This is a genomic window from Streptomyces sp. SL06 (assembly GCF_058244745.1).
On record NZ_JBSYOT010000002.1, the window covers coordinates 5,103,982 to 5,127,185 of the forward strand.

Consider the following 23,204-nt stretch of genomic DNA (forward strand, 5'->3'; position numbering starts at 1 on the left):
ATGCGGGACGTGTGCGGGCGGGGTGTGCGCAGGGTCAACCCCGTACGCCGGGGCGGCTATTCCGTTGCTTCGGGTCCCTAACGAATTCTTGACCATCTCTTGGGGGCACCCCTGCGTCCGGTTCGTGGTAGTGCGCGGCTACGTCCGTGGTCGTAGGCCCGGTCGTCGGACCAAATCCCGATGCAAGGGGTGCCTCCGGCTTGAGACCATGACGCCCATGCTCGAAGCCACCGGTGCCTCCGCCGCCTCCCGTCTGTCCCCCCGCCGCACGCCACCGACCTGGCTGGTCGTCGCGGTCACCTGTGCCGGGCAGTTCCTGGTCGTGCTCGACGTGTCCGTCGTCAACGTCGCCCTGCCGTCGATGCGGACCGACCTCGGGCTCAGCGCGCAGGGCTTGCAGTGGGTGGTCAACGCCTACGCCATCGCCTTCGCCGGGTTCATGCTGCTCGGCGGGCGGGCCGGGGACCTGTACGGGCGCAAGCGGATGTTCCTGGTCGGGCTCGGGCTGTTCACGCTGGCCTCGCTGGGCGGCGGATTCGCCCAGGAGGGCTGGCAGTTGCTCGTCGCCAGGGCCGTGCAGGGGCTGGGCGCGGCGGTACTGGCTCCGTCGACGCTGACCATCCTGACCGCGGCGGTGCCCGAGGGCGCGGCGCGGGCGCGGGCGATCGCGACCTGGACCGCCGTGGGCGCGGGCGGCGGGGCCGCCGGTGGCCTGGTGGGCGGCGTCCTGGTGGACGGGCTGTCGTGGCGCTGGGTACTGCTGATCAACGTGCCGGTGGGCGCGGTGGTGCTGGCGGGCGCCGTGCTGTGGGTGACCGAGAGCCGGGGCGGCGTGCGGCGCCGCCTGGACCTGCCGGGCGCGCTGCTGGTGACCGCGGGCCTGGCCACGCTGGCCTACGGCATCTCGCAGACCGAGTCCGAGGGGTGGGCGGCGACGGCGGCGCTGCTGCCGCTGCTCGCCGGGCTCGCGCTGCTGGCGCTGTTCCTCCTCGTCGAGGCGCGTACGGCGGCGCCGCTGATGCCGCTCGGGCTGCTGCGGCTGAGGTCGGTGGCGTCGGCGAACGTGGCGATGCTGGTGTCCGGCTCGGCGATGTTCTCGATGTGGTTCTTCATGACCCTGTACGCGCAGAACGTGCTGGGCTACTCCCCGCTGGAGGCCGGTCTCGCCCTGGTGCCCAGCTCGCTCGCGGTGGTCCTCGGGTCGAAGGCGGCGCCGCGGTTCATGCGGGTGCTCGGAGCGCGCAGCGTGGCCGTGCTGGGCACGTTCGTGGCGGCGGCCGGCTTCGGCTGGCAGTCGACGATGACCGTGGACGGCGGCTATCTGACCACGATCATGATCCCCGGTGTCCTGATGATGCTCGGCGCGGGCATGGCGGGGACTCCGCTGGCCTCACTGGCCATCACCGGCGCGGCACCCGGGGACGCCGGACTGGTCTCCGGTCTGATCAACACCTCCCGCACGATGGGCGGTTCACTGGGACTCGCGGTGATGTCCACCATCGCGGCGACCCGGGCCGGCGGGGACAACGCAGGCCCGGCCGCCCTGACGGACGGCTACGCGCTGGTCTTCCGCACGGGCGCGGTGGTACTGGCCGCCGCCGCGGTCCTGATGTGCGTGTGGCTGCCGGCGGGCGGTCGGCGGGGTGAGGGGGCGGCACGGGGGTGAGGCCGGCGGGTGGGGCCGGTGTTCAGAGCCAGCCCTGTCGGCGGGCCTCGCGCAGGGCCTCCGTGCGGTTGCGGGTGGCGGTCTTGCCGATGGCCGCGGAGAGGTAGTTGCGGACCGTGGACTCCGAGAGGTGCAGCGCCGCCGCGACATCGGCGACGGTCGCGCCGTCCGCCGAGGCCCTCAGTACGTCGCACTCACGGGCGGTGAGCGGACTGGGGCCCGCGCTGAGCGCGGCGGCGGCGAGCACGGGGTCGACGACCGTCTCTCCGCCCAGCACCCGGCGGATCGCCCCGGCCAGCTCCTCCACCGGGCCGTCCTTCACCAGGAAACCGGCGGCGCCCGCCTCCATGGCCCGGCGCAGGTACCCGGGGCGGCCGAAGGTGGTCAGGATCATCACCCGGCAGCCGGGCACCCGCTCACGCAGCTCGGCGGCGGCGTCCAGACCGCTCAGGCCCGGCAGTTCGATGTCGAGGAGGGCCACGTCGGGGCGGTGCGCGAGCGCGGCGCCGACGATCTCGTCCCCGGCCGACACCTGAGCGACCACCTCGATGTCCGCCTCCATCCCGAGCAACAGCGCGAGCGCGCCGCGCATCATGCCCTGGTCCTCGGCGAGGAGGACGCGGACGGGGCGGGGCGATCTGGAGGTCTCGTCGGTCACGGGGCAAGGGTAGAGGGGGCCCCGCCGGCGGAGTCCGGCGGTGCTACGCCGGTGTCCCCACCCGGTTCTCCTCCCGGGACACCGGCAGTTCCGCCGTCAGGGCGAAGCCGCCCTGCGGGTCCACCCTGGCGGTCAGGGAGCCGCCGGCCGCGGCGAGGCGTTCCGTGAGGCCGGTCAGGCCGGTACCCGGGCCTTGGGCGGGGCCGTCGCCGCCGGTGCCGTTGTCCGTGACCGTCAGCCGGACGCGCTCCGCGCCGCCCGACACCGCGATCTCGCACCGGCTCGCCCCGCTGTGCCGCACGACGTTGGTGACCGCCTCCCGCACCACCCACCCCAGCAGCGCCTCGGTCTGCGAGGGCAGCGGCGGTCCGGACCGGCGCACCACCGGCTCCACGTCCGCCGCGGTCAGCGCCGAGCGCGCCCGGTCCAGCTCGGTGCCGAGACTGCCCTCGCGGTAGCCGGTGACCGCCTCCCGCACCTCGGTCAACGCCTGCCTGCCGACCGACTCGATGTCGCCGATCTGGGTCAGGGCCGCGGCCAGGTCGCGCGGCGCCAGCCGGCGGGCGGCCTCCGACTTGACCACGATCACCGACAGGGTGTGCCCGAGCAGGTCGTGCAGATCCCGGGAGAACCGCAGCCGCTCCTCCGCCACCGCCCGCGTGGCCAGCTCCTCCCGGGCGGCGCGCAGTTGCCGTACGGCGTCGGACAGGCTCAGGATCGCGGCCGTCACCATCGTCGACAGGAAGGTCCCGTAGGCGATGTTCAGACCGGCCCAGCCGTCCTTGACACCGGCCACCGCACCCGCCACGACCGCCGGCGACCAGCCCCACCGGCCCAGCCACCGGCCGCGCAGCGCCGCCCCCGCGGCGAGGCCCAGCAGCGGGAAGAACAGCAGCCAACTGCCGCCGTAGGCCAGGGACAGACCGATGGTCACCACTGCCATGGCGGCCAGCGCCGCCCGGGTGGACGGCGCCCGGCGCAGCTCCTCGTGGAAGGAGCGGAAGGCCACGTAGACGTAGAGCGAGTTGAAGACGAACAGGCCAAGACCGCCGACCCAGGGGTTGGAGTCCTGGCCCCGGAAGATGTTCGCGAGGCTGCCCAGGCCCAGCAGCAGCCAGGGCAGGAGCGTGAAACCGGACGGCGGCGGACCGATCCGCTCCGGCTGCTCCCCGGCCTCGTACGGTTCGGACTGCCGCGCCGGCTTCCACGCGTCCAGGCGGCACGAGATCCTGTGCAGCCGCCCTCTGATCCCGCTCATGGCCCTCGCTTCCCTTCCGCTTCCGCCTGCCGTCCGCCGTCCGCCGTCCGCCGCCCGTCGTCGATCAGCCGCTCCCCGCACCGCGGCGGTAGGACAGGACGGCGTACACCCCGAACGCCACCAGCCATCCCGTCAGTACGAGAATCGCACCCGCGGGTGGCGCGTGCCCCGTCGCGACCGAGGTGCCCAGCTGGGCGAAGCGGTTGGTCGGGGTGTACGCCGACACCGCGCGCAGCCACTCCGGGAACAGCGCGAGCGGGAACCACAGGCCCCCGACGACCGCCAGCCCCAGGTTGGCGGCCATGTTCGCCACGCCCGTGGTCTGCCCGGTCAGCCGGTAGCCGTTGCCCAGGCCCAGCAGCGTGAAGGGGACCGACCCCAGCCAGAGCAGCAGCGCCAGCGCGGCCCACTGCCAGGCGTGCAGCCGTACGCCGTTGACCAGGCCGCCCGCCGCGAGTACCGCCGAGATCGCGGGCAGCACGGTGACCGAGCCGGTCAGGGCGCGGCCCACCACCACCTGGTGCGGGGGCATCGGGGTCACCCGCAGTTGCCGCAGCCAGCCGATCGCCCGGTCCTCCGCGACCCCGCCGCCGGTGTTGAGGGCGGAGCCGACCGCGCCGTAGGCGGCCATGCCGACCATCGCACCGGTCTTCCAGCCGCCCGCGTCACCGTCCCCGAGATTGGTGAACAGCAGGTACATGAGGAGGGGCATGGCGACGCCGCCGACGACGAAGCCGGGGTCGCGCAGCGTACGGCGGATCTCCAGCCGCAGATAGTCCCTCATCGCACGGTCTCCCTCTCCCCGGGCGGCGCCTTCGCCGTCCCCGCCTCTGTTGTCAGTGCAAGGAACGCGTCCTCCAGGGACGCCGGGGCGACCTCCAGGCCGCGGATCGCGCCGAGTTCCGCGAGGGCGACCACGGTCGCGTCGGAGTCCTCGGTGCGCAGCAGCACGCGGTCCCCCTGCGTCTCCACCGCACGCACCCCGGGCAGCAGCATCAGATCCCCGGTGGGCCGGCCCGCCGGGTCGAAGCGGACCCGGCTGCCGCCCGCCGCCCGGCGCAGCCCGTCACCGGTGCCGTCCGCGACGATCCGCCCCCGGTCGACGACCACGATGCGGTCCGCGTGCGCCTCGGCCTCCTCCAGATAGTGGGTGGAGAAGAGGACCGTGCTGCCGCGCCGGGCGTACGCCCGCATCGACTCCCAGAAGGCGTGCCGCGCCTCCACGTCCAGGGCCGCCGTGGGTTCGTCCAGGACGAGCAGGTCGGGATGGCCGGCCAGCGCGACCGCGAACCGCACGCGCTGGGTCTGCCCGCCGGACAGCCGGTCCACGCGCCGCCCGGCGAGACTGGCGATCCCGGCCAGCTCCAGGGCCTGCCCGACGGGCATCGGCGCCGGATAGCGGCTCGCCACGAAGGCGACCAGCTCGCCCACGGTGACCCGCGGGACCGCCCGCGCCTCCTGGAGCATCGCCCCCACGCGCCCCGCGCGCACGGCCTGTTCCGGCGGCCCGCCGAACAGCTCCACGCGGCCCGTGTCGGGCGCGCACAGGCCGAGCAGCAGGGCGATCGCCGTCGACTTGCCGGCGCCGTTGCGGCCCAGCAGCGCGACGGTCTCGCCGCGCGCGATGTCCAGGTCCACGCCGTCGACGGCGCGGACCTCGCCGTAGGCCTTGGCCGCGGTCTCGAAACGGACGGCGGGAGCGGTGCGTCGTGTGGTCGGTGGCATACGGACGACGCTACGGAGCCGGCGGGGGCGCCCGGCAGATGCGGTTGTCCGGAGATCGGCAGGACAAATGTCACGGGTGGCCGGCGTCCCGTACGGTCGGGGCTGTCCATGACGGTGACAGGAGGGTCATGCCCATCGACGCAGCCGGGGCGCTCGCCGCGGCACCCCGGGTCCGGGAGATCGCCTGGGACCACAAGGACGTCCAGCTCTACCACCTCGGCATCGGCGCCGGCCCGCCCGCCACCGACCCCCGCGAACTGCGCTACACCCTGGAGTCCCGGCTGCACGTCCTGCCGAGCTTCGCGACGGTCGCGGGCGGCGGCCCCCCGGGCGTGATCGGCGCACTGTCCGTACCCGGCGTCAACGTCGACCTCGCCCACGTCCTGCACGGCGGGCAACACCTGCGCCTGCACCGGCCGGTTCCGGTGCGGGGCCGGGCGAGCGCCGCCTCCCGCGTCGTCGCCGCGTACGACAAGGGCACGGCGGCCGTGCTCGTGCTGCGCACCGAGGTCGGCGACGCGGACGGGCCGCTGTGGACCGACGAGGCCGAGGTCTTCGTACGCGGGGAAGGCGGCTGGGGCGGTGAACGGGGACCCTCCGCACGCCCGGCGCCGCCGCCCGCCGCGCCGCCGGACCACGTGGTCGAGCGGCCCGTACGCGAGGACCAGGCCCTGCTCTACCGGCTCTCCGGCGACTGGAACCCGCTGCACGCCGACCCGGAGTTCGCCGCGCGCGCCGGTTTCGACCGGCCCGTCCTGCACGGGCTGTGCACCTACGGCGGCACACTCAAGTCGGTCGTCGACACGCTGCTGGACGGTGATGTGACCCGGGTGCGCGAGTACCGCGCGCGGTTCGCCGGGGTGGTGTACCCGGGGGAGACGCTGCGGGTGCGCGTGTGGCGCTCCCCGGAGCCGGAGCAGGGGGTGGGGGCGGTGCGGGTGGCCGTGAGTGCCGTGGAGCGGGGTGACGCGCCCGTCCTCGCCGACACCGTGGTCCGGTATGCCCGGCAGGTCCGGCAGGGGTGACGGCAACGGCCCCGTCCGCCGCGCGGGGCGAACGGGGCCGGAGCCGCCCGTACTGCCTGGGTGTGCTTGTCGTGCCGTGCCGTCAGGCGGCCGTTTCCGACTCCTCGGCAGGCCTGCGGTGGCGGCCCCGCGGGGTCGCCGTGCCGTCCTGGCTGGAGACCGGTCCCCGGTGCTTGCCGTGTCCGTTGTCGGTCTCGGAAACGTCGGCACCGGCGGCCTGCATCGGCTGGGTCGTGCTGGTGTCGTTCATCGGAAGGAATTCACCCCGTCAACATGATCTTTCCTACAGCCGGGCGAGTGTAACCAGCACACCTCGGCCCGGATCCAGGAGACCGCGCCAACCGGCACTACTTCGTTACAAGCCTTGCCAGCGGGGCCTGTTGGAGCGGCACGGGACGCGAGGGAGCCGACGCCGGACCGTCCGGTTCGCCCTGTTCGCCGGGTTTCTTCGATCCATCCGGAACTGATTCCTCCGAATCCCCGGGGTGCTCCGTCCCCCCGCCCTCTTCCGCCCCCTGCGCGCGGGTCGCGGCGAGCCGTGCCACCCCGCACGGCTGCCGGGGAGTGGAGCACGGCAGCCGCAGTTCCCCGTCCGGGGTCCACAGCCCGGCGCCCGTCAACCATCCCTCGGGCGCCGGAACATGACGCACCCGCCGCTCGGTGGGCCGCCACACCCCGACCCAGCTGCCGAACGGCCCGTCCACCCGCAGCGCCACCGCGCACCGCTCCGGCGTCAACACCTGCCCCGGCTGGATCGCGAACGGCGTCACGACGCAGTCCGGCAGCCGCAGGCACTCCGGGAAGCGCACCGGCAGCGTGCTGCCCAGCACCCCCCAGCCGAGCCGGTCCTGCCCCGGCGAGGGCGCGTCCGAGCGGACCAGCGCCAGCCCGCTGTCCGGGTCGGCCAGCAGCATCCGGTCGTCGCTGTCGGGGGCGATCTGCAGCAGCGGCGACACCTCGCCGCCCTGCCCCAGGTCCACCACGACCGCCTTGACCCGCCCGCCGGTCTCCCGGTCCACGGCCAGTATCCGGCCCGCGCGGTCCAGCCAGACCCCGCCCGAGCAGCGGCCGGGGATCTCGGCCAGCCGCTCCGGGCCGTCGGTGCCGCCCGCGACCCGCCACAGCACCGTCGCACGCGGGCCGACGGCGAGGGCGTAGGCCCGCTCGCCGCCCGGGACCGGCGGCAACAGCCGCAGCCCGGTGGTGTCCGCCGGGCACTCGACCGCGCCGAGCGGCAGCTCGCCGGTGCCGGGGCCGGTCGGGTACAGCAGCGAGAAGACGTGCCGTCCGGCCGCCACCCGGTGCACCAGGACCCGCCCGTCCCCCATCGGCTGCACTTCGGTGCCGGGCTCCTCCGGCTGATTGCCGGGCAGCGGCACCGCGTACGGCTCGGGGCCGTCCAGGGTCCAGCGCTCCGGGAACCAGGAGTCTCCGCGCAGGGCGAGGCGCGCCGCGTAGCCGCCCTCCGCGGTGATGCTGCAACCCACCCGCGGTGGTCCGCCGTCCCCCTGGTTCCCTCGGTCCGCCGAAGGCTCGATCGCACAGGCCGTCATCGTTCGGTCACCTCCGGCGACGAAGCTAGTTTTCGCACGCGGGAACGGGGGCCGGTGGCGGTCCTCATCACACATACGTGTGGCACAGGAACGATTCGTCCGAGGCGAGGGCGGGGTATGTGCTGTGCGTACCGGGGCCGGGGGCACGGAAGCCCGCTGCGGGTACGGCGCCGCAGATCAGCCAGGTAGCCTTGCGTATGTGCCCCGTCTGTCAGAAGTCATCGCCGCGCTGGAGAGCCTGTGGCCCGCCGAGCGGGCCGAGTCCTGGGACGCGGTCGGCACCGTCGTGGGCGACCCCGACCAGGCGGTTTCCCGGGTCCTGTTCGCCGTGGACCCCGTCCAGGAGATCGCCGACGAGGCCGTGGGGCTGGGCGCCGGACTGCTCGTCACCCATCACCCGCTGTATCTGCGGGGGACGACGACGGTCGCGGCCTCCACCTTCAAGGGCCGCGTGGTGCACACGCTCATCAAGAACGACATCGCCCTGCACGTCGCCCACACCAACGCCGACACCGCCGACCCGGGCGTCTCCGACGCGCTGGCCGGAGCGCTCGACCTGCGCGTCGTACGCCCCCTCGTGCCGGACCCGACCGACCCGCGGGGCCGCCGGGGCCTGGGCCGGGTGTGCGAGCTGGAGCGCCCGCTGACCGTCCGCGAGTTCGCCGCCCGTGCCGCGGAGCGGCTGCCCGCCACCGCGCAGGGCGTCCGCGTCGCCGGAGACCCGGAGGCGCCCGTCCGCACGGTCGCCGTCAGCGGCGGCTCGGGCGACAGCCTCTTCGACGCCGTACGGGCGGCGGGCGTCGACGCCTTCCTCACCGCGGACCTGCGCCACCACCCCGTGTCCGAGTTCACCGCGGACCGCGCGCACGGTCCCCTCGCGCTGCTCGACGCGGCGCACTGGGCCACCGAATGGCCCTGGTGCGAGCTGGCCGCAGCCCAGCTCGACGAGATCTCCGACCGCAACGGCTGGGACCTCAGAGTCCACGTCTCCAAGACGGTCACCGACCCCTGGACCGCCCACGCGGCGTCCACCCCGACCTCTAGCGCAATGGGAGCCCCCAACTGAAAGCCGCGTCCGCCGACCAGATCCGACTCCTCAACGTCCAGGGCCTCGACGTCCGGCTCCAGCAGCTCGCGCACAAGCGCAGGTCCCTGCCCGAGCACGCCGAGATCGAGTCGCTGACCAAGGACCACACGCAGTTGCGCGACCTGCTCGTGGCCGCGCAGACCGAGGAGAGCGACTGCGCCCGCGAGCAGACCAAGGCCGAGCAGGACGTGGACCAGGTGCGCCAGCGCGCCGTCCGCGACCAGCAGCGCCTGGACTCGGGCGCCGTCACGTCCCCGAAGGACCTGGAGAACCTCCAGCGCGAGATCGCCTCGCTCGCCAAGCGGCAGGGCGACCTCGAGGACGTCGTCCTGGAGGTGATGGAGCGGCGCGAGTCCGCGCAGGAGCGGGTCGCCGAGCTGACCGAGCGGGTCGGCGCCGTGCAGGGGAAGATCGACGACACCGTGGCCCGCCGGGACGCCGCCGTCGAGGAACTGGACGGCGAGGCCGCCTCGGTGGCCAAGGAGCGCGAGGTCATCGCGGGCTCGGTCCCCGCGGACCTGCTCAAGCTCTACGACAAGCTGCGCGAGCAGCAGGGCGGCGTCGGCGCGGCCAGGCTGTACCAGCGCAGTTGCCAGGGGTGCCGCCAGGAGTTGGCGATCACCGAGCTGAACGAGATGCGCTCGGCGGCGCCCGACACGGTCGTACGCTGCGAGAACTGCCGCCGCATCCTGGTGCGTACGGCGGACTCGGGGCTCTAGGGGTGGTTGCGGTGCGGGAGTTCGTCGTCGAGGCCGACGGCGGGTCGCGGGGCAACCCGGGGCCCGCGGGCTACGGGGCCGTGGTGCTGGACGGGCCGACGGGGGAGGTGCTCGTCGAGGTCGCCGAGTACCTCGGGGTCGTCACGAACAACGTGGCCGAGTACCGGGGCCTGCTGGCCGGCCTGCGCGCGGCGAGGGAACTGGACCGGGACGCGAGCGTGCGGGTCCGGATGGACTCCAAGCTCGTCGTCGAGCAGATGTCGGGCCGCTGGAAGATCAAGCACCCCGACATGAAGCCGCTGGCGACCGAGGCGTCGCGCGTCTTCCCGCCCGGCCGGGTCACCTACGAGTGGATCCCCCGCGCGAACAACAAACACGCCGACCGCCTGGCCAACGAGGCGATGGACGCGGGCGCCCGCGGCGAGCGGTGGTCCGCGTCGCACTCGACGGCGGAACTGGACACGGGGGGTGCCTTCGCCGGCGGCGGGCTTGGTGCGGGGGAGTCGGCCGGCGAGTCCGGGCCCGGTACCGGGGAATCGGTCGCCGGGAGCGGGCCCGGCGCGCGGGAGTCGGCCGTCGAGGGTCGGCCCGCCGCGCAGGACACCGCCGCCGGAAGGGGATCCGGCCCGCAGGACGCCGCCGCCGAGAGCGCGTCCGGCGCCCCGTATGCCGCCGATGCCGACCGGGCCGCCGGCGGCGCCGTGGGTGAGCGTGCCGTGCGGGCGGCCGGGACCGGGGCCGGGACGGCGTCCGGTGCTCGCCCTTCCGCCACGGCCACCGGCGGCACCGCGACGGCCGCCGCCAGCCCCGGCGGCCCCCGCCCCCGCCCCGCCGCCACTCCCGTCGACGCCGACGTGCGGGCCGCGAAGGTCGTGGCCTCGCCCGGCTGGGGACCCCCCGACATGGGCGCCCCCGCGACCTTCGTCCTGCTGCGGCACGGAGAGACGCCCCTGACCCCGCAGAAGCGGTTCTCCGGGAGCGGCGGCGGCGACCCGTCCCTGTCGTCCGTCGGCAGGGAGCAGGCCGGGAAGACCGCCGCGAGCCTCGCCGGGCGCGGCACGATTGAGGCGGTCGTCGCCTCTCCGCTGGCCCGCACCCGCGAGACCGCCCGTATCGTCGCCGCCCGCCTCGGTCTCGGGGTGACGGTCGAGGAGGGCCTGCGGGAGACCGACTTCGGCGCCTGGGAGGGGCTCACCTTCGGCGAGGTGCGCGAGCGGTACCCGGACGACCTGGAGGCCTGGCTGTCCTCCCCGTACGCCGAACCGACCGGCGGCGGCGAGAGCTTCGCGGCGACCGGCGCCCGTGTCGCCGCCACCCGCGACAGGCTGGTCGCCGCCCACGCGGGCCGCACCGTCCTGCTGGTCTCCCACGTGACGCCGATCAAGACGTTCGTGCAACTCGCCCTGGGCGCCCCGCCCGAGTCGCTGTTCCGGATGGAGCTGTCGGCCGCCTCGCTGTCGGCGGTGGCGTACTACGCGGACGGCGCCGCCAGCGTACGGTTGTTCAACGAGACGTCCCACCTGCGCTGAGCGCCGCCGCCTCGCGGGCGAGCCGCTCCACCCGCCCCCAGTCACGGTCGGCGATGGCGTCCTTGGGGAGCATCCAACTCCCCCCGACGCAGCCGACGTTCGGCAGCGCGAGGTACTCCGGCGCGGAGGTCGGCCCGATGCCGCCGGTCGGGCAGAAACGGGCCTGCGGCAGCGGGGCGGCGAGCGCCTTGAGGTAGGCGGTGCCGCCCGCGGCCTCGGCGGGGAAGAACTTCATCTCCCGCACCCCGCGCTCCAGCAGTGCCACCACCTCCGAGGCGGTCGACACCCCCGGCAGGAAGGGCACCCCGGACACCCGCATCGCCTCCAGCAGTACGTCCGTCCACCCCGGGCTGACCAGGAACCGCGCCCCGGCCGCCACGACCTCCCCGACCTGCCCCGGCGTGATGACCGTGCCCGCGCCGACCACCGCACCGGGCACCTCTTCGGCAATCGCGCGGATCGCGTCGACCGCGACCGGCGTCCGCAGCGTCACCTCGATCGCGGGCAGCCCGCCGGCGACGAGCGTCCGGGCGAGCGGCACGGCGTCGGCGAGATCGTCGACGACCACGACGGGCACGACGGGCGCGAGATCCAGTACCGAGGCGGTGCGGGAGGAGGGCAGCGGAGAACTCATGAGGTCATCGTGCCGCCGGAACGCACGGTGTGCAATGTCCGTTGCAATATATGCAACGCATGGAGAGTGTCCCCGGGCTGCCTCAGTGAACCTCCGCCACCAGCACATCCAGCGCCCACGGCCGCCCGCCCCTCGCGGGCGCCTCCGCCTCCACCTCGTACCCCAGGTCCCGCAGCGCCTCCACCAGCTCCGCCGGTCCCCCGGGCGCGATCCCGGACGCCAGCAGGCTCCGTACGATCCGCCCCTTGGTCGCCTTGTTGAAGTGGCTGACCACCTTCCGGGTCGGCGCGTGCAGCACCCGTACGGTCGCCGTACGCTGCGCCACCTCGCCCTTCGGCTTCCAGGCCGCCGCGTACGCGGACGAGCGCAGGTCCAGTACCAGCCGGTCCCCGGCCACCTCGGGCAGCACCTCGGCCATCGGGGCACGCCAGTACTCGCCCAGCGCGCCGATCCCGGGGAGTCTGACGCCCATCGGGCAACGGTAGGAAGGAATCCGGTCGGTCACCCGCACCGCGCCCCACAGCCCCGAGAACACCAGCAGCGAACGGGCGGCCCGCCGCTTCGCCGCCGCGTCGAGGGAGGCCAGGTCCAGCGCGTCGTAGAGCACACCGGTGTAGATCTCCCCGGCGGGCCGCGCGCCGGCCGTGCGCAGCTCCGCGTTCTTGGCGACCTCGCCGCGCAGCCCCTCGCTCAGCCCCAGCACCTCGCGCGCCTTCTCCTCGTCACCGGCGCACAGCTCGGCCAGCTCGCCGAGTACGGCCTCCCGGGCCGCGGTGAGCCCCGGCAGGGACAGCGACCCGGTCCTCAGCGGGGCACCCCGGCCGGACGCGGCCTTCCCCTCGGACGGCGGCAGCAGGACAAGCACGCGTACTCCCTCACTTCGGCTCTCGACCCCTGGTCAGGGTACGGCGTGCCGTTCCGCCCCAGGGCGCCCCGCCTCGCGTGGCAACGCCGGCGCGCACGCCCGGTACCATGGTCGACACGGCAGACGAGCCGGGCGGACGGCCGCGTGGAGTCCCTCACGGGACTTCCCGAGGAACGTCCGGGCTCCACAGGGCAGGGTGATGGCTAACGGCCACCCGGGGTGACCCGCGGGACAGTGCCACAGAAAGCAGACCGCCGGGGACCTCGGTCCCCGGTAAGGGTGAAACGGTGGTGTAAGAGACCACCAGTGCCCAGGGCGACCTGGGCAGCTGGGTAAACCCCACCCGGAGCAAGGTCAAGAGGAGACACCCGGTGTCTCTGCGCGGACGTTCGAGGGCTGCCCGCCCGAGTCCGCGGGTAGACCGCACGAGGCCAACGGCAACGTTGGTCCTAGATGGATGGCCGTCTCCCCGGCCGCCGCGAGGCGACCGGGTGACAGAACCCGGCGTACAGCCCGACTCGTCTGCCGCCACCTGCGGCTTTGCCTGGGAAGGGCCTCTGACCTGCGTCGGAGGCCCTTTCCGGTCTTTCAGGGGCTTGCCGCGTTAGGCCGCGAAAAGTCCCTCGGAAGTCCCTCGGGCAGCGCTGAAGTCCCTGGAGCGGAGGGGCGGGCGAGGCCTCTGAGCTGGCTCGATCGATGGGACACGACGCTGTACATCTGCCCCCGCGGATTGCAACTGCCGTAACCGCAGCAGGGTGGTCTGACGCGAGGTGCGGAGGGGTACGGTCTACGCGACGTGCGTTTTCGGTGTTCGCGGCCTCGAGAAACCGACCCGTGTACCACAACACGCCAAAGCATCAAGGCGTCTTGTCGGGCGTGCCTACAGACAGACTGTCCTCCCGCAGCCCTTGTCGGGTGGAAGGCTTCCTTGTCATTTAGGCCACTACCAGGTGAGGTTGTCGTCATGGCGCGTCGCAGTCCCGAACGTCCGACATACGGATTCACGGTTGCGGCTGCTGTCGACGCTGTCCCGGCCGCACGCCGCCAAGTTGTTTCGCTGGCCCTGGATCTGGGGCTTCCGCTGTCGGACCAGACACTGGAGACCGTCGAGTTGCTGGCTGGCGAGGTGATCGCCAACGCTGTCCTTTACACAGACGCTCCGTGCGACGTCTCCGTGACGCGGGCCGACGAGCGGCTTCGCGTCGAAGTCACGGACACGGATGCATCGTTGCCAAGAAGTGTTGAGGCAGGGCCGAACGACGAGAACGGTCGCGGCCTCCTGCTCGTGAGCGCCTTGGCGGTCGATTGGGGGATGCAGCCGGAACCCTCGGGCAAGACGACCTGGTTCGAGATCACGTCGGAGCCCTGGGCCGAGGGCACGGGCGACTACCGTGCGGATGAACCGCCGTCACCCCACGCGGGTGACGCTGCCGTCCGACGAACCGAGTGTGACGCTCGTAGGGCCTTGCCGGCCGACTCGCGGTCGTCGTTCGGCGCAGCAACTGCTGGGAAGCGACATCAGGCTGCCTGAGACTGTGATCCAAAGCGGCCGTCCCCGGCGGCCTTGGGACGGAACGGCTTGTGGCCGAACTTCACGCGGGTTGAGGGATGGTCCGGTCGTAGAGGAGTCGTTGGAAGTCAGCTGGTCGTTCCTGGCGAGGTCGTAGCTGTCGCCAACAGGGCGACCTCGTGGGCGCTGCCGCCCGAAGCCGAGACGCCTGCACAACGGTTGGACACGTACAGTCACGATCCAGTCCGTGTAACCTGCTGGGTGCCCGGTGCTGTGTTCCGCCTGGGACAACGGGGTTCGCAACGATCATCTTCGGCTTGGAGGACGGGTGGCAGTGCAGCGGATCACGACCCGCAATGCCCGTTTCCAGCAGCTGCAGACGTTGCTCAACAACCGCACCAAGCGAGGGCGTGCCAAGGAGTTCCTCGTTCAGGGTGTGCGGCCGATCACGATGGCCGTGGAGTACGGCTGGACCATTCGGTCCCTGCTCTACGACGCCAGCCGCCCGCTCTCCCGATGGGCCGAGGATCTTATGCGCGGTGTCGGCGCCGAGCGCGTGGCGATGGCGCCGCAGTTGCTCAGTGAGCTGAGTGAGAAGGCCGACGGGGCGGCGGAAGTCCTGGCAGTGGTCGAGATGGCGCCGGACAGCCTGTCGCGGATCAAGGTTCGCGACGACTTCCTCGGTCTGGTCTTCGACCGGCCGACGCAGCCCGGCAACATCGGAAGCATCGTGCGATCGGCCGACGCCTTCGGCGCCGACGGGCTCATCGTGACGGGGCATGCGGCGGACCCGTACGACCCCAAGTCGGTACGTGCCTCCACGGGATCGTTCTTCGCCGTGCCCGTGGTGCGGAGCCAGTCGCACCACGAGGTCATGGAGTGGCTGGAGAAGGAGCGCGCTCAGGGGCGGCCGGTTGCCGTCGTCGGCACGGACGAGGACGGCGATGCCGAGGTCTCGGAATTCGATCTGACCCAACCGGTTCTACTGCTCATCGGCAATGAGACCGCCGGCCTCAGCACCGCCTGGCGAGAGCTCTGTGACCACGTGATCAGCATTCCGATGACGGGCTCGGCCAGCTCCCTGAACGCGTCGAACGCCGCCTCTGTCGTTCTCTACGAAGCGCGCCGTCAGCGTCTGGCGAAGCAGCGCACGGCGTGACCTTCCGAGGTCACGTCCAGACCTCGCCGCTGACCGCTCTTTTGTAGACCGCCAGGTACTGGCGGGCGATGGTGTGGTGGCCCCATCGGTCGACCGCTGTCTCCCGCACGCCCTGGGCCGTGGGCAGCGACGCCAGCACCCCCTTCGCGTCGCCGGGTGTGATCTTCCACCCGATCGGCAGCACCGTTCCGACGCCGGGGACGATCTCCGGCAGGCATCCGTTGTCCGTGGCGATCACCGGGGTGCCGCTGGCGGCGGCCTCCGAGACCACGGTGGCGCCGGGCTCGATCCATCGTCCGCCGAACGGTCCTCCCCACGGCTGGGACAGTACGAGCTGCGCTCGGGCGTGTGCGATCAGTCGGGTACGGGCTCTGCCACCGACTTCGCCCACATAGCGGACGGTGTGCGGGAAGTCGGCCAGCAGAGTGTCCAGGTAGTCCTTCTCCCAGGCCGGTCCGGCGACCGTCAGCGGCACGCCGGCGGCGTGTGCGAACGCCGCTGCCTCGCGTACGCCCTTGTGCGCGGAGACCCGGCCGAGGAAGAGGAGATAGTCGTCCTTCGTCTCCTGGAACTGACAGCGTGCGGGGTTGACCGGTAGCCGGATCACCGGGGCGGAGACCGACCCCGCGGCAGTGCGTTGCGCGCGGGAGAGGTATATGCCATTGATCTGGCGCTCCGGCACCCCGTTCAGGTGATGCGTGCTCACCGTTGGCTTGGCGGTGTCGGCTGGCAGCGCGGCGGTGTTCGAATGGTCGTGGACGATGTCCGGGCCGAAGGCTTTGATGGCGGCGTGGATCTCAGCCGTCTCCATTGCGGCGGATACGGTGACGCCCTCCCGGACCGGGCTTCCTGGAACTCCGAGGAGCAGGATCTCGCACCCGGCCTCCAGCAGTCCGTCCATGAGCGTGGCGACGACCCACTGGATGCCACCGTAGCCCTGGGGTGGCACAGTGATCCACTGGCTGGGGTCGGCACCGTACCGGTACGGCGGAATGACCATGGCTACCTTCATCAGCCGCTCCTGGGCTCGGCGTCGGCGGCGCTGGTCCGGCTCCGTGCGATGGCCTCCCGGCAAACTCCGAGAAGAACGCTGGCGGTGTAGAGCAGAGCGAGGGCGGCCCGCACCGCACGCGCGCCGTCTCCCGAGCGGTTGCGGTTCCATTCCTTGGTCATGCCTCGCCGCGCGTCGCTACGCCGTGCTTCGCTGCGGCCCTGCCAGAAGGCGCGGCGTAGCAGGTAGGAAAGGGTGAGCCGGTGGGCGGGGATCAGGTGTTGCACCTCGGCGTCGTGCAGGATCGTCGCGGTGGCACCGCGCGCGGTCATGTCCCGCACGAAGGTGGTGTCCTCGGCGGAGATGAGGGAGCCGCCGATACGGCCGAGGCGCTCGTCGAAGCCGACTCCGAGCAAGCGGGCGTGCTCAACGTCGATGGCGAAACTGCCGCCCCAGATCGACGCCGGCTGGGCCGGCGCATGGGAGCCGAGGTAGTGCAGCTGTCCCGAGGTGAGGAACCACGGGCGGCGGCGCCCTTGAAGGTGGGCGGTGATCCTCGTCCCGGTGACGTGTGCGCCGGCTGCCAGAGCCTCGCGTATTCGAGTCAACGCCTCGGTGGTGGGGACGATGTCGTCGTCTAGGAAGACGACGTGCTGCGCCGTGGCCTCCTTCATGGCCTTGTTGCGGCTGTGGGCGAGCCCCTGGTTCCCCTCGTTGCAGATGGTGCGGATGCGGGACGGAGGCGGCGAGACGTTCTGTGGGCAGCGCGGGCAGGCGCTGGGCGGGCATGTCCGCGATGACCAGGAGGCGGTCCCTGGGGCCCATGGTCGGGGCCGTGCGGGCGACAGCTGCCGGCAGGCTGTCGGGGCGGTTGCTGCAGATGACGATGGTGAGAGGCAGGTCGGCGCCGAAGGTCACGGGCGCACCTCCTGGCTGGGGCGTGGGCTGCGCTCTTCGCGGCTGATGGTCCGCAGCACATCGGCCAGGTCTCCGAGGGCGGCGATGGCCCAGTGCCCCGTGCCTCCCTCGGTGGTGTGGCCGCGGTGGACTTTCAGCCCGCGGTAGGCGGTCACGATCTCGGGAGCGACCCCAGCTGGCACGCTCCAGCCGGTGTCGACGTTGACGATCGCCGCCGAGCAGCCGAGAGCGAGTGCCGGAGCGGCGTCGTGGTCGGACCGGTCGCCGATGACCATGGTGTGTTCCGGCTTCCAGCTCAGCCGGTCCAGGGCCCACTCGAAGAGGCGGGGGTCGGGTTTGGCGAAGCCGACGAGGGAGTCGAGCGCGACGAGTTGGACTTGCTGCTCGATTCCGAGGGCACGCAGGGCCGCGAGGCATTCCGAGGGCTGGTTGGCGACGATGCACACCTCGTACTCTTCGGCGAGGTGGCTGAGAGCGTCAACGGCTCCAGGAATGGGCTGGACTAACGAGGTCCAGCGTTCGCGGACGTCCTGCCAGCTCTTCGTGCCGTTGGGCGGGAACAGGCTGGGCGGGGGTGATCCGGGCGCGCGGCCCTGGTAGAAGTCGCGCATGGCCTGGCGGAAGGCGTCCACGGTGAAGGTGGGATCGTCCGCGCGCGTGAGCTCCCAGACGCCTTGGAGCCAGGCGAGGTCGAAGGGCTCGTCGTAGTAGAGGACGCCGCCGACGTCGATGGCCAGGGTGCGGCCCGTCATGACGTGGCCGCCCGTCCGGCGGCCCAGGTGAACCACTCGGGCTTGTCCGCGGTGTCGTTCTCGATGCTGAGGGAGGTCGCGGGTTCCACGGGGCCGTGTTCACGGGCCCAGGCCGCGGTGCGTCGCAGGCATTCGGCGAGCGGGGTGTCGGCCCAGTCGCCGAGCGTCATACGGGCGAGCCTGTTGTCGGTGTACGCGGCGTGGACCTCGTCGCGGGCCGCCAGGTGCTTGAGCGGGTGGTCGGGTACGCCCATGGCGGTGCGCACGGCGTGCGCCATGTCCAGCACGGTGCTGGTGTGCGACGAGCCGACGTTGAAGACCTGGCCCCAGGCGGCCGGCTGGTCGGCGGCGGCGAGGAAGGTGCCGACGATGTCCGGGGCGTAGGTGAAGGCGCGGATCTGGCTGCCGTCTCCGTATACGCTGATCGGCTCGTCGCGCATGATCTGGTTGAGGAAGATGGCGACGGCGTTGCGGTACGGGTCGCCCATGTTCTGCCGCTCGCCGTAGACGTTGTGCATGCGCAGAGCGAAGTACGGCAGACCCTGAAGCTGCATGGTGACGGCGAGTTCGCGCTCCACAGCGAGTTTCGCGTTGCCATAGCTGTCGGCGGGGACGGGCCGCTCGTCTTCGCGCATGGGGACGTGCCCGTGGCCGTACACGGCGACCGACGACGCGAAGCCGAAGAACCTGACCTTGGCGGCCAGCGAGGCGTTGATCAGGTTGATGCTGCCGAGCAGGTTGACGGAGTAGTTGTGGTGCTTGACGGCGTGGCTGATGCCTTCGGCGGCGAAGGCGGCCAGGTGGTAGACCCCGTCGAAGCGGTACGAGGCGCAGAGTTCGGCGACCGTGGCTTGATCGGTGACCGAGCCGACGACGAGGGTCGCGTCGGCGGGCACGTTCTCGGTCTTGCCGCCGTCGAGGTTGTCCAGGACGACAACGTCGTCGCCGCGCTCGATCAAGGACGCGGCAAGGTGGGACCCGATGAAGCCGGCGCCGCCGGTCACCAGATGTGTGGGCATGGCGTGTCTCCCTTGACGTGAGTGGGTCCCGCTGCGGCCCCGGACTGGGCCGCAGCGGGTCGTGCGCGATGCGGTGCGGGCAGGCGACTGCCTCTGCGACTGGTGGTTCAGGCGCCGAGGAGCTCGTTGATCTGAGCGAAGTCGCTGCGGGTGCGGTCCGTGATCAGCGGGAGCTGCTGCCGCAGGGTGGTGCGCAGAGCGGTCGCGTCGGTGTCGTTGACGAGCCGGCCGATGACCGTGGTGTCCTGGGCGAAAGCGCGGACATCCGCGTGGATGCCGTCGATGTCGACCGTGTCGCCGTAGGTTTCGGCGAGCACCCCGTTGAACTTGTGCGAGTGGCCGATCGCAATTGCCGGGGCGCCGCCGGACAGTGCGCCGATCGCGGCGTGCAGGCGCTCGGAGATGACGAGTTCGGCCTGTGACAGCACGCCCTTGTAGTCGGATGCCGTCAGCGCGCCCGGCAGCGCCATGACCTCGGGCAGGCCGGCGGCTTCGGCGATACGGGTGGCGAGGATCCGGTCGTCGTTGTGCGGGCGGGAGTCGTGGCAGTGCGGGACGAGGACGACCGGCACCTTCCGGGTGCGGACGAGGGAGGTGGCGAGTTGCGTCAGCGCTGCCGCATGCTGGGACTCCTCCAGGGTGCTGAAGCGGGTGATGCCCTGGCTGGGGGCGAGGCAGAGGTAGGGGTCTTCGCGGGCGAGTCCCAGCGGTCTGAGCACGACCGCTATTCGCTCGTTAGCGGCTGTCGGCAGCAGGAAGGCGGGGTCGGAGGACAGTCGCACACGGTGTTCGGGAAGGCCGAGCTTGCCCACGAGGTAGTCGAGGGAGACGCTCTCCCTGACGGTGAGGAGAGCGCACCGGGCGGCGACCATGAGCCATGCCTCGGCATCGGACAGGTCATTGAAGGGGCCGACGGACTGGCCGATCATGACCGTCGGGATGTCCCGCTGTTGCGCGGCGGTGAGGGCGCGGAGGTACGGCGTGGAGACCCCGTAGTCCGAGGTGTGCAGGTCGCCCCCGGTCGCGATGACCAGATCGGTTTGGGCGAGGAGCTGTTCGCGGCGTTCGGCCAGTTCGGCGGGGCTCTCCTGGGGGCGCATCTGCTGCCAGGAGCGGGAGACGACGAACGGGTCGGCCACGCAACGGGCGCCGGTGGGGGCGAGGGCTTCCGCGTCGAGCACCGGGGTCTGGGTGAGGACGGTGACGTTGTCGCCTCCCCCGGGGCCTTCGGTGTTCAGCTGCTCGATGATGGAGCGGGCCAGGGCCTCGACGCCGCGACTCTCACAGCTGGTGATGCCGGTGATCAGGACGTTGGACACAGCAGACCTCTCGGGGATCATCGGGTGAACCGGATGAGTTCCGCCAGAACCGCGCGGTAGTTGAAGCGTTCGTGTACTCGGCGCTGGATGGTCGCCAGCCGCTCGCGGTACCGGATCGGCTCGCGGATCATCCGGGCGAGGCTGTCGGCGGGATCGTCGTCGAGCAGGAAGAGCTCCACGTCGTCGCCGTAGAGTGCGGACAGGTAGCCCAGGTCCGGCCAGAGCGCGGGGATGCTGCCCGAGGCGAGGGTTTCGAACATGCGGGGGGTCAGCAGCTCCATCCGCGAGAGCAGCGGACGGGCCAGCACCGGCGTGATCGCCGCCTGGGACATGGTGGAGACCATGTGCCCGAACGGAACGGGTGGCGCCACCTCGACACGGTGATCCTGCATCCAGCCGGACACGTTGGCGGTGGCGGTCACGTGGTCGGGGTGCGGGGCGCCGGTCCACCAGCGTCCGCACACGCGGATGCGTTGGATCGGCGGCCGAGCGGCGGCTGCGGCCCGGATGAGGCTGGTCATCTCGTTCCAGCGCCACCAGTTCGCGCCGACGTACTGCAGCTCGTACGGCAGTGCCTGCGGGTCCGGGAAGTCACTGGCGAGCCGGTGGATGTCCGGCATTCCGAAGTAGCTGAAGAACTCCGCCCCGTCGGGGAGGTGTTCGTTCATACGCGGCTGAAGGACCAGATCGCTCAGGTCGGCATACAGCTTGTGCCAGGACTCGACAGTGTCCGCACCCGCGTTGTCGTCCACGCCGGCGGTGACGTACGGGCCCCAGTGACTATCGGGATCCACGATGATGCGCCGCTGCCGCGGCACGGCCTCGCAGAGTTCACGCTGCTGGGTCGAGAGGAACTGCCTGCTCTCGAAGACGAGGACGAGATGGGTGGCCCAGGTGATGTCGTCCACGAGCGGCAGGTGGCCGTTCACCGTGCCGTCCAGGCGCGACAGTTGGCTCGAGACACCGACCTCGCATCCGGATGCCGAGGCAGCCCTGGCGTACTCGGCGATCATGTGGCTGGAGCCCGCGTTCCAGTGGAAGACGCCGGCGAACAGAATCCGGGGTCTGGTCATCGCGCGCTCCTTGCCCGCAGTCGCGCACGACTGTCCGTCCGCAGGGCGAGCTGGCGGTGTGCACGTCTCCGGGCCCGGATCAGAGGTGCGAGGCGCACGAGCCAGCACACGGCTTTCGCGGTTTCCCAGGTCCCGCGCCACCAGGTGGTCACTCCGCCCACGCCCCGTCCGCGCAGATCGTCCCTCAGCCACCGGGTTGCCAGTCGCAGCACGGGCAGCGGGCGCCAGTCGATGTCGGTGAGGAGGTAGTAGTAGCGGTTGCGGCGCATCTGGATGCGCCGGTAGCTGCTGCCAGCCGTTCCTCCACCGCCGAAGTGCTGTATGCCGACGTTGAGCAGGAGCGCGACGCGCCATCCGGCCCAGCGGGCGCGGCGGCACAGGTCGGTCTCCTCGAAGTACGTGTGGAAGACCTCGTCGAAGAGTCCAACGGTGCGCAGCAGCTTGGCGCGTACGAAGAAAGCGGCGCCCTGGACGTACGCGTGCTCCAGGGTGTTCGGGGCCCGGCCTTCGGGTGGGCCGGCCGGCGAGGGGTGGGTCGGCCAGTCGCCGGCGAAGGCATGCTGCTCGCCCCAGCGCAGAGCGGACTTCGACCAGTCGTTGTACGCGCCCAAAGCGGTGCTGCCCGACTCGTCGTACCCGTACTGCATGGGGCCGACCACGCCGTAGTCGGTCCAGGTCTCCATGAACTCGACCAGCTCGTGCATCAGCGACTTCGGAGTCTGGGTGTCCGGGTTGACGAGGAAGACGTATTCGGCGCCGTCGGCGAGGGCCGCGCGCATGCCGATGTTGTTGGCACGGGAGAAGCCGACGTTGCTCTCGTTCTGGATGACCCGCACCTCGGGAAAACGGTCCCGGACGAAGGCCGTGCTGCCGTCGTGGGAGTCGTTGTCGACGTACCAGACCGTCAGGTCGACCCCGGGCACGTCGCTGTCCAGGAGCGTGGCAAAGCAAGGCTCCAGCCAGCGGGACTCGTTGGTGCCCACCGTGATGGTGGCCACCCGCACCCTGGGACTCTCGCCAATGGGGTTGAGGAAGGTCACGGCAACTCCAGCTCAGCGGGGGCGAACTCGACGACGATGCTGCGCCGGATCCTCGGAGAGGTGTTGCGGCGCGAGGCGTGGGCGATGCGTACGTCGTGTACGGCGACGTCACCGGCCGAGAGCGGGAGAGCGCGGACAGGGCCCCGCGCCTGGAGCGCCTCGGCCTCCTCCGCATCGGACGCCAGGTGGGAGCCTGGAACGAACTCAAGGCATCCGTTACCCACGTCGGAGTCATCGAGGAAGACGCTCAGGTTGCACACGGTGTGCGGAGGAACATTGGTCCGGTCTCGGTGCCAGGGCACCTGAGCGGCCACTCCCGGCAGTTTGACGATCATTGCGCAGGCGGTGGCGCGTACGGGCCCGCCGAGGATCGCGACGGCCATCGGGTGCAGAGGGCTGTCGTCGGCGTAGAGGCGTGTCGCCGCCGGGGAGCCCTGGTTCTCCAGGTTGTGGATGCGGTAGAGAACGGGCGCGTCCGTGCCCGCGGGGGTGAAGTGCCAGTAGTCGTCCGAGCGGAACCCGTCCTGCGTGAAGCGCCGGATCAGGGCATCAGCCTCTGTGTGGAGGGCTTCGAGGGACTCTCCCGCGATCTTCTGGGATAAGACCGCGTAGCCGTCCGCGCGGAAGTCCTGGAGAAACCCGTCGCCGAGCTGCTGCCTGTGCGACAGGGCCTCGGCGGACTCCGTCATTCGTGGTGCGTGTCG

At 71.9% G+C, this 23,204-nt stretch carries 23 protein-coding genes and 1 other RNA gene; 8 read left to right on the forward strand and 16 right to left on the reverse strand.

Annotated elements, in window-relative coordinates:
- Positions 1-217 precede the first annotated feature (217 nt).
- A complete protein-coding gene (locus AC4IHM_RS23315) occupies positions 218-1,666 on the forward strand; it encodes an MFS transporter (RefSeq protein WP_490868953.1) in 1,449 nt (482 codons plus the stop codon).
- A gap of 22 nt (positions 1,667-1,688) precedes the next feature.
- Here AC4IHM_RS23315 and AC4IHM_RS23320 read toward each other — a convergent pair whose 3' ends face one another.
- The 4 genes from AC4IHM_RS23320 to AC4IHM_RS23335 all read right to left on the reverse strand — a co-directional run bounded on the left by AC4IHM_RS23320 (position 1,689) and on the right by AC4IHM_RS23335 (position 5,307).
- The gene (locus AC4IHM_RS23320; protein WP_490868954.1) at positions 1,689-2,324 is read right to left on the reverse strand and encodes a response regulator; all 636 of its coding nucleotides are present in this window, start codon (positions 2,322-2,324) and stop codon (positions 1,689-1,691) included.
- A 43-nt stretch (positions 2,325-2,367) separates the two neighbouring features.
- On the reverse strand, positions 2,368-3,582 hold the full coding sequence (locus AC4IHM_RS23325; RefSeq protein ID WP_490868955.1) for a sensor histidine kinase: 1,215 nt from the start codon (positions 3,580-3,582) through the stop codon (positions 2,368-2,370).
- 64 nt (positions 3,583-3,646) lie between these two features.
- Complete coding sequence (locus tag AC4IHM_RS23330; RefSeq protein ID WP_490868956.1) at positions 3,647-4,366, reverse strand: ABC transporter permease; 720 nt, start codon at positions 4,364-4,366, stop codon at positions 3,647-3,649.
- Positions 4,363-5,307, reverse strand: a complete 945-nt coding sequence (locus tag AC4IHM_RS23335; RefSeq protein ID WP_490868957.1) for an ABC transporter ATP-binding protein — start codon at positions 5,305-5,307, stop codon at positions 4,363-4,365. The genes AC4IHM_RS23330 and AC4IHM_RS23335 overlap by 4 nt, the downstream gene beginning before the upstream one ends.
- Before the next feature lie 128 nt (positions 5,308-5,435).
- Here AC4IHM_RS23335 and AC4IHM_RS23340 point away from each other — a divergent pair, with 128 nt between their 5' ends.
- Entirely contained in the window at positions 5,436-6,332 is an 897-nt protein-coding gene (locus AC4IHM_RS23340; RefSeq protein WP_490868958.1) for a MaoC family dehydratase, read from the forward strand.
- Between the two features lie 82 nt (positions 6,333-6,414).
- Here the strand turns inward: AC4IHM_RS23340 and AC4IHM_RS23345 are convergent, their stop codons facing one another.
- Both AC4IHM_RS23345 and AC4IHM_RS23350 read right to left on the reverse strand, forming a co-directional pair.
- Positions 6,415-6,582, reverse strand: a complete 168-nt coding sequence (locus AC4IHM_RS23345; protein ID WP_490868959.1) for a hypothetical protein — start codon at positions 6,580-6,582, stop codon at positions 6,415-6,417.
- Between the two features lie 97 nt (positions 6,583-6,679).
- Positions 6,680-7,885 carry a S1 domain-containing protein gene (locus AC4IHM_RS23350; protein ID WP_490868960.1) on the reverse strand — a complete coding sequence of 402 codons (1,206 nt, stop codon included), beginning with the start codon at positions 7,883-7,885 and terminating at the stop codon, positions 6,680-6,682.
- A 199-nt stretch (positions 7,886-8,084) separates the two neighbouring features.
- Here AC4IHM_RS23350 and AC4IHM_RS23355 point away from each other — a divergent pair, with 199 nt between their 5' ends.
- The 3 genes from AC4IHM_RS23355 to AC4IHM_RS23365 are packed head-to-tail and all read left to right on the forward strand — an operon-like array spanning position 8,085 to position 11,220.
- A complete protein-coding gene (locus AC4IHM_RS23355) occupies positions 8,085-8,951 on the forward strand; it encodes a Nif3-like dinuclear metal center hexameric protein (protein WP_490868961.1) in 867 nt (288 codons plus the stop codon).
- Positions 8,948-9,691 carry a zinc ribbon domain-containing protein gene (locus tag AC4IHM_RS23360; protein ID WP_490870909.1) on the forward strand — a complete coding sequence of 248 codons (744 nt, stop codon included), beginning with the start codon at positions 8,948-8,950 and terminating at the stop codon, positions 9,689-9,691. The genes AC4IHM_RS23355 and AC4IHM_RS23360 overlap by 4 nt, the downstream gene beginning before the upstream one ends.
- Before the next feature lie 11 nt (positions 9,692-9,702).
- Entirely contained in the window at positions 9,703-11,220 is a 1,518-nt protein-coding gene (locus tag AC4IHM_RS23365; protein WP_490868962.1) for a bifunctional RNase H/acid phosphatase, read from the forward strand.
- Here AC4IHM_RS23365 and eda read toward each other — a convergent pair.
- Together eda and yaaA are read right to left on the reverse strand one after the other, a co-directional pair.
- Positions 11,195-11,854, reverse strand: coding sequence for a bifunctional 4-hydroxy-2-oxoglutarate aldolase/2-dehydro-3-deoxy-phosphogluconate aldolase (gene eda, locus AC4IHM_RS23370; protein WP_490868963.1), 660 nt, complete (start codon positions 11,852-11,854; stop codon positions 11,195-11,197). The two genes, AC4IHM_RS23365 and eda, sit on opposite strands and share 26 nt — an antisense overlap.
- A gap of 82 nt (positions 11,855-11,936) precedes the next feature.
- Positions 11,937-12,719 carry a peroxide stress protein YaaA gene (gene yaaA / locus AC4IHM_RS23375; RefSeq protein ID WP_490868964.1) on the reverse strand — a complete coding sequence of 261 codons (783 nt, stop codon included), beginning with the start codon at positions 12,717-12,719 and terminating at the stop codon, positions 11,937-11,939.
- 124 nt (positions 12,720-12,843) lie between these two features.
- Here yaaA and rnpB point away from each other — a divergent pair.
- The 3 genes from rnpB (at position 12,844) to AC4IHM_RS23390 (ending at position 15,388) form a co-directional block, all read left to right on the forward strand.
- Positions 12,844-13,244, forward strand: an RNA gene (rnpB, locus tag AC4IHM_RS23380) — RNase P RNA component class A.
- Between the two features lie 439 nt (positions 13,245-13,683).
- Positions 13,684-14,250, forward strand: coding sequence for an ATP-binding protein (locus AC4IHM_RS23385; RefSeq protein WP_490868965.1), 567 nt, complete (start codon positions 13,684-13,686; stop codon positions 14,248-14,250).
- Between the two features lie 307 nt (positions 14,251-14,557).
- On the forward strand, positions 14,558-15,388 hold the full coding sequence (locus AC4IHM_RS23390; protein WP_490868966.1) for an RNA methyltransferase: 831 nt from the start codon (positions 14,558-14,560) through the stop codon (positions 15,386-15,388).
- Between the two features lie 10 nt (positions 15,389-15,398).
- Here AC4IHM_RS23390 and AC4IHM_RS23395 read toward each other — a convergent pair whose 3' ends face one another.
- The 8 genes from AC4IHM_RS23395 to AC4IHM_RS23430 all read right to left on the reverse strand — a co-directional run bounded on the left by AC4IHM_RS23395 (position 15,399) and on the right by AC4IHM_RS23430 (position 23,189).
- Complete coding sequence (locus AC4IHM_RS23395) at positions 15,399-16,400, reverse strand: glycosyltransferase (protein WP_490868967.1); 1,002 nt, start codon at positions 16,398-16,400, stop codon at positions 15,399-15,401.
- Positions 16,400-17,227: a glycosyltransferase family 2 protein gene (locus tag AC4IHM_RS23400; RefSeq protein WP_490870910.1), complete on the reverse strand. Its 828-nt coding sequence runs from the start codon at positions 17,225-17,227 to the stop codon at positions 16,400-16,402. Before AC4IHM_RS23400 ends, AC4IHM_RS23395 begins: the two co-directional genes overlap by 1 nt.
- A gap of 66 nt (positions 17,228-17,293) precedes the next feature.
- Positions 17,294-18,049, reverse strand: a complete 756-nt coding sequence (locus AC4IHM_RS23405) for an HAD family hydrolase (RefSeq protein ID WP_490868968.1) — start codon at positions 18,047-18,049, stop codon at positions 17,294-17,296.
- The gene (locus AC4IHM_RS23410) at positions 18,046-19,068 is read right to left on the reverse strand and encodes an NAD-dependent epimerase/dehydratase family protein (RefSeq protein WP_490868969.1); all 1,023 of its coding nucleotides are present in this window, start codon (positions 19,066-19,068) and stop codon (positions 18,046-18,048) included. The genes AC4IHM_RS23405 and AC4IHM_RS23410 overlap by 4 nt, the downstream gene beginning before the upstream one ends.
- A gap of 107 nt (positions 19,069-19,175) precedes the next feature.
- Positions 19,176-20,408 carry a polysaccharide pyruvyl transferase family protein gene (locus AC4IHM_RS23415; RefSeq protein ID WP_490868970.1) on the reverse strand — a complete coding sequence of 411 codons (1,233 nt, stop codon included), beginning with the start codon at positions 20,406-20,408 and terminating at the stop codon, positions 19,176-19,178.
- Complete coding sequence (locus AC4IHM_RS23420) at positions 20,405-21,460, reverse strand: glycosyltransferase (RefSeq protein ID WP_490868971.1); 1,056 nt, start codon at positions 21,458-21,460, stop codon at positions 20,405-20,407. Before AC4IHM_RS23420 ends, AC4IHM_RS23415 begins: the two co-directional genes overlap by 4 nt.
- Positions 21,457-22,500 carry a glycosyltransferase family 2 protein gene (locus tag AC4IHM_RS23425; RefSeq protein ID WP_490868972.1) on the reverse strand — a complete coding sequence of 348 codons (1,044 nt, stop codon included), beginning with the start codon at positions 22,498-22,500 and terminating at the stop codon, positions 21,457-21,459. The genes AC4IHM_RS23420 and AC4IHM_RS23425 overlap by 4 nt, the downstream gene beginning before the upstream one ends.
- A complete protein-coding gene (locus AC4IHM_RS23430) occupies positions 22,497-23,189 on the reverse strand; it encodes a phytanoyl-CoA dioxygenase family protein (RefSeq protein WP_490868973.1) in 693 nt (230 codons plus the stop codon). Before AC4IHM_RS23430 ends, AC4IHM_RS23425 begins: the two co-directional genes overlap by 4 nt.
- Positions 23,190-23,204 lie beyond the last annotated feature (15 nt).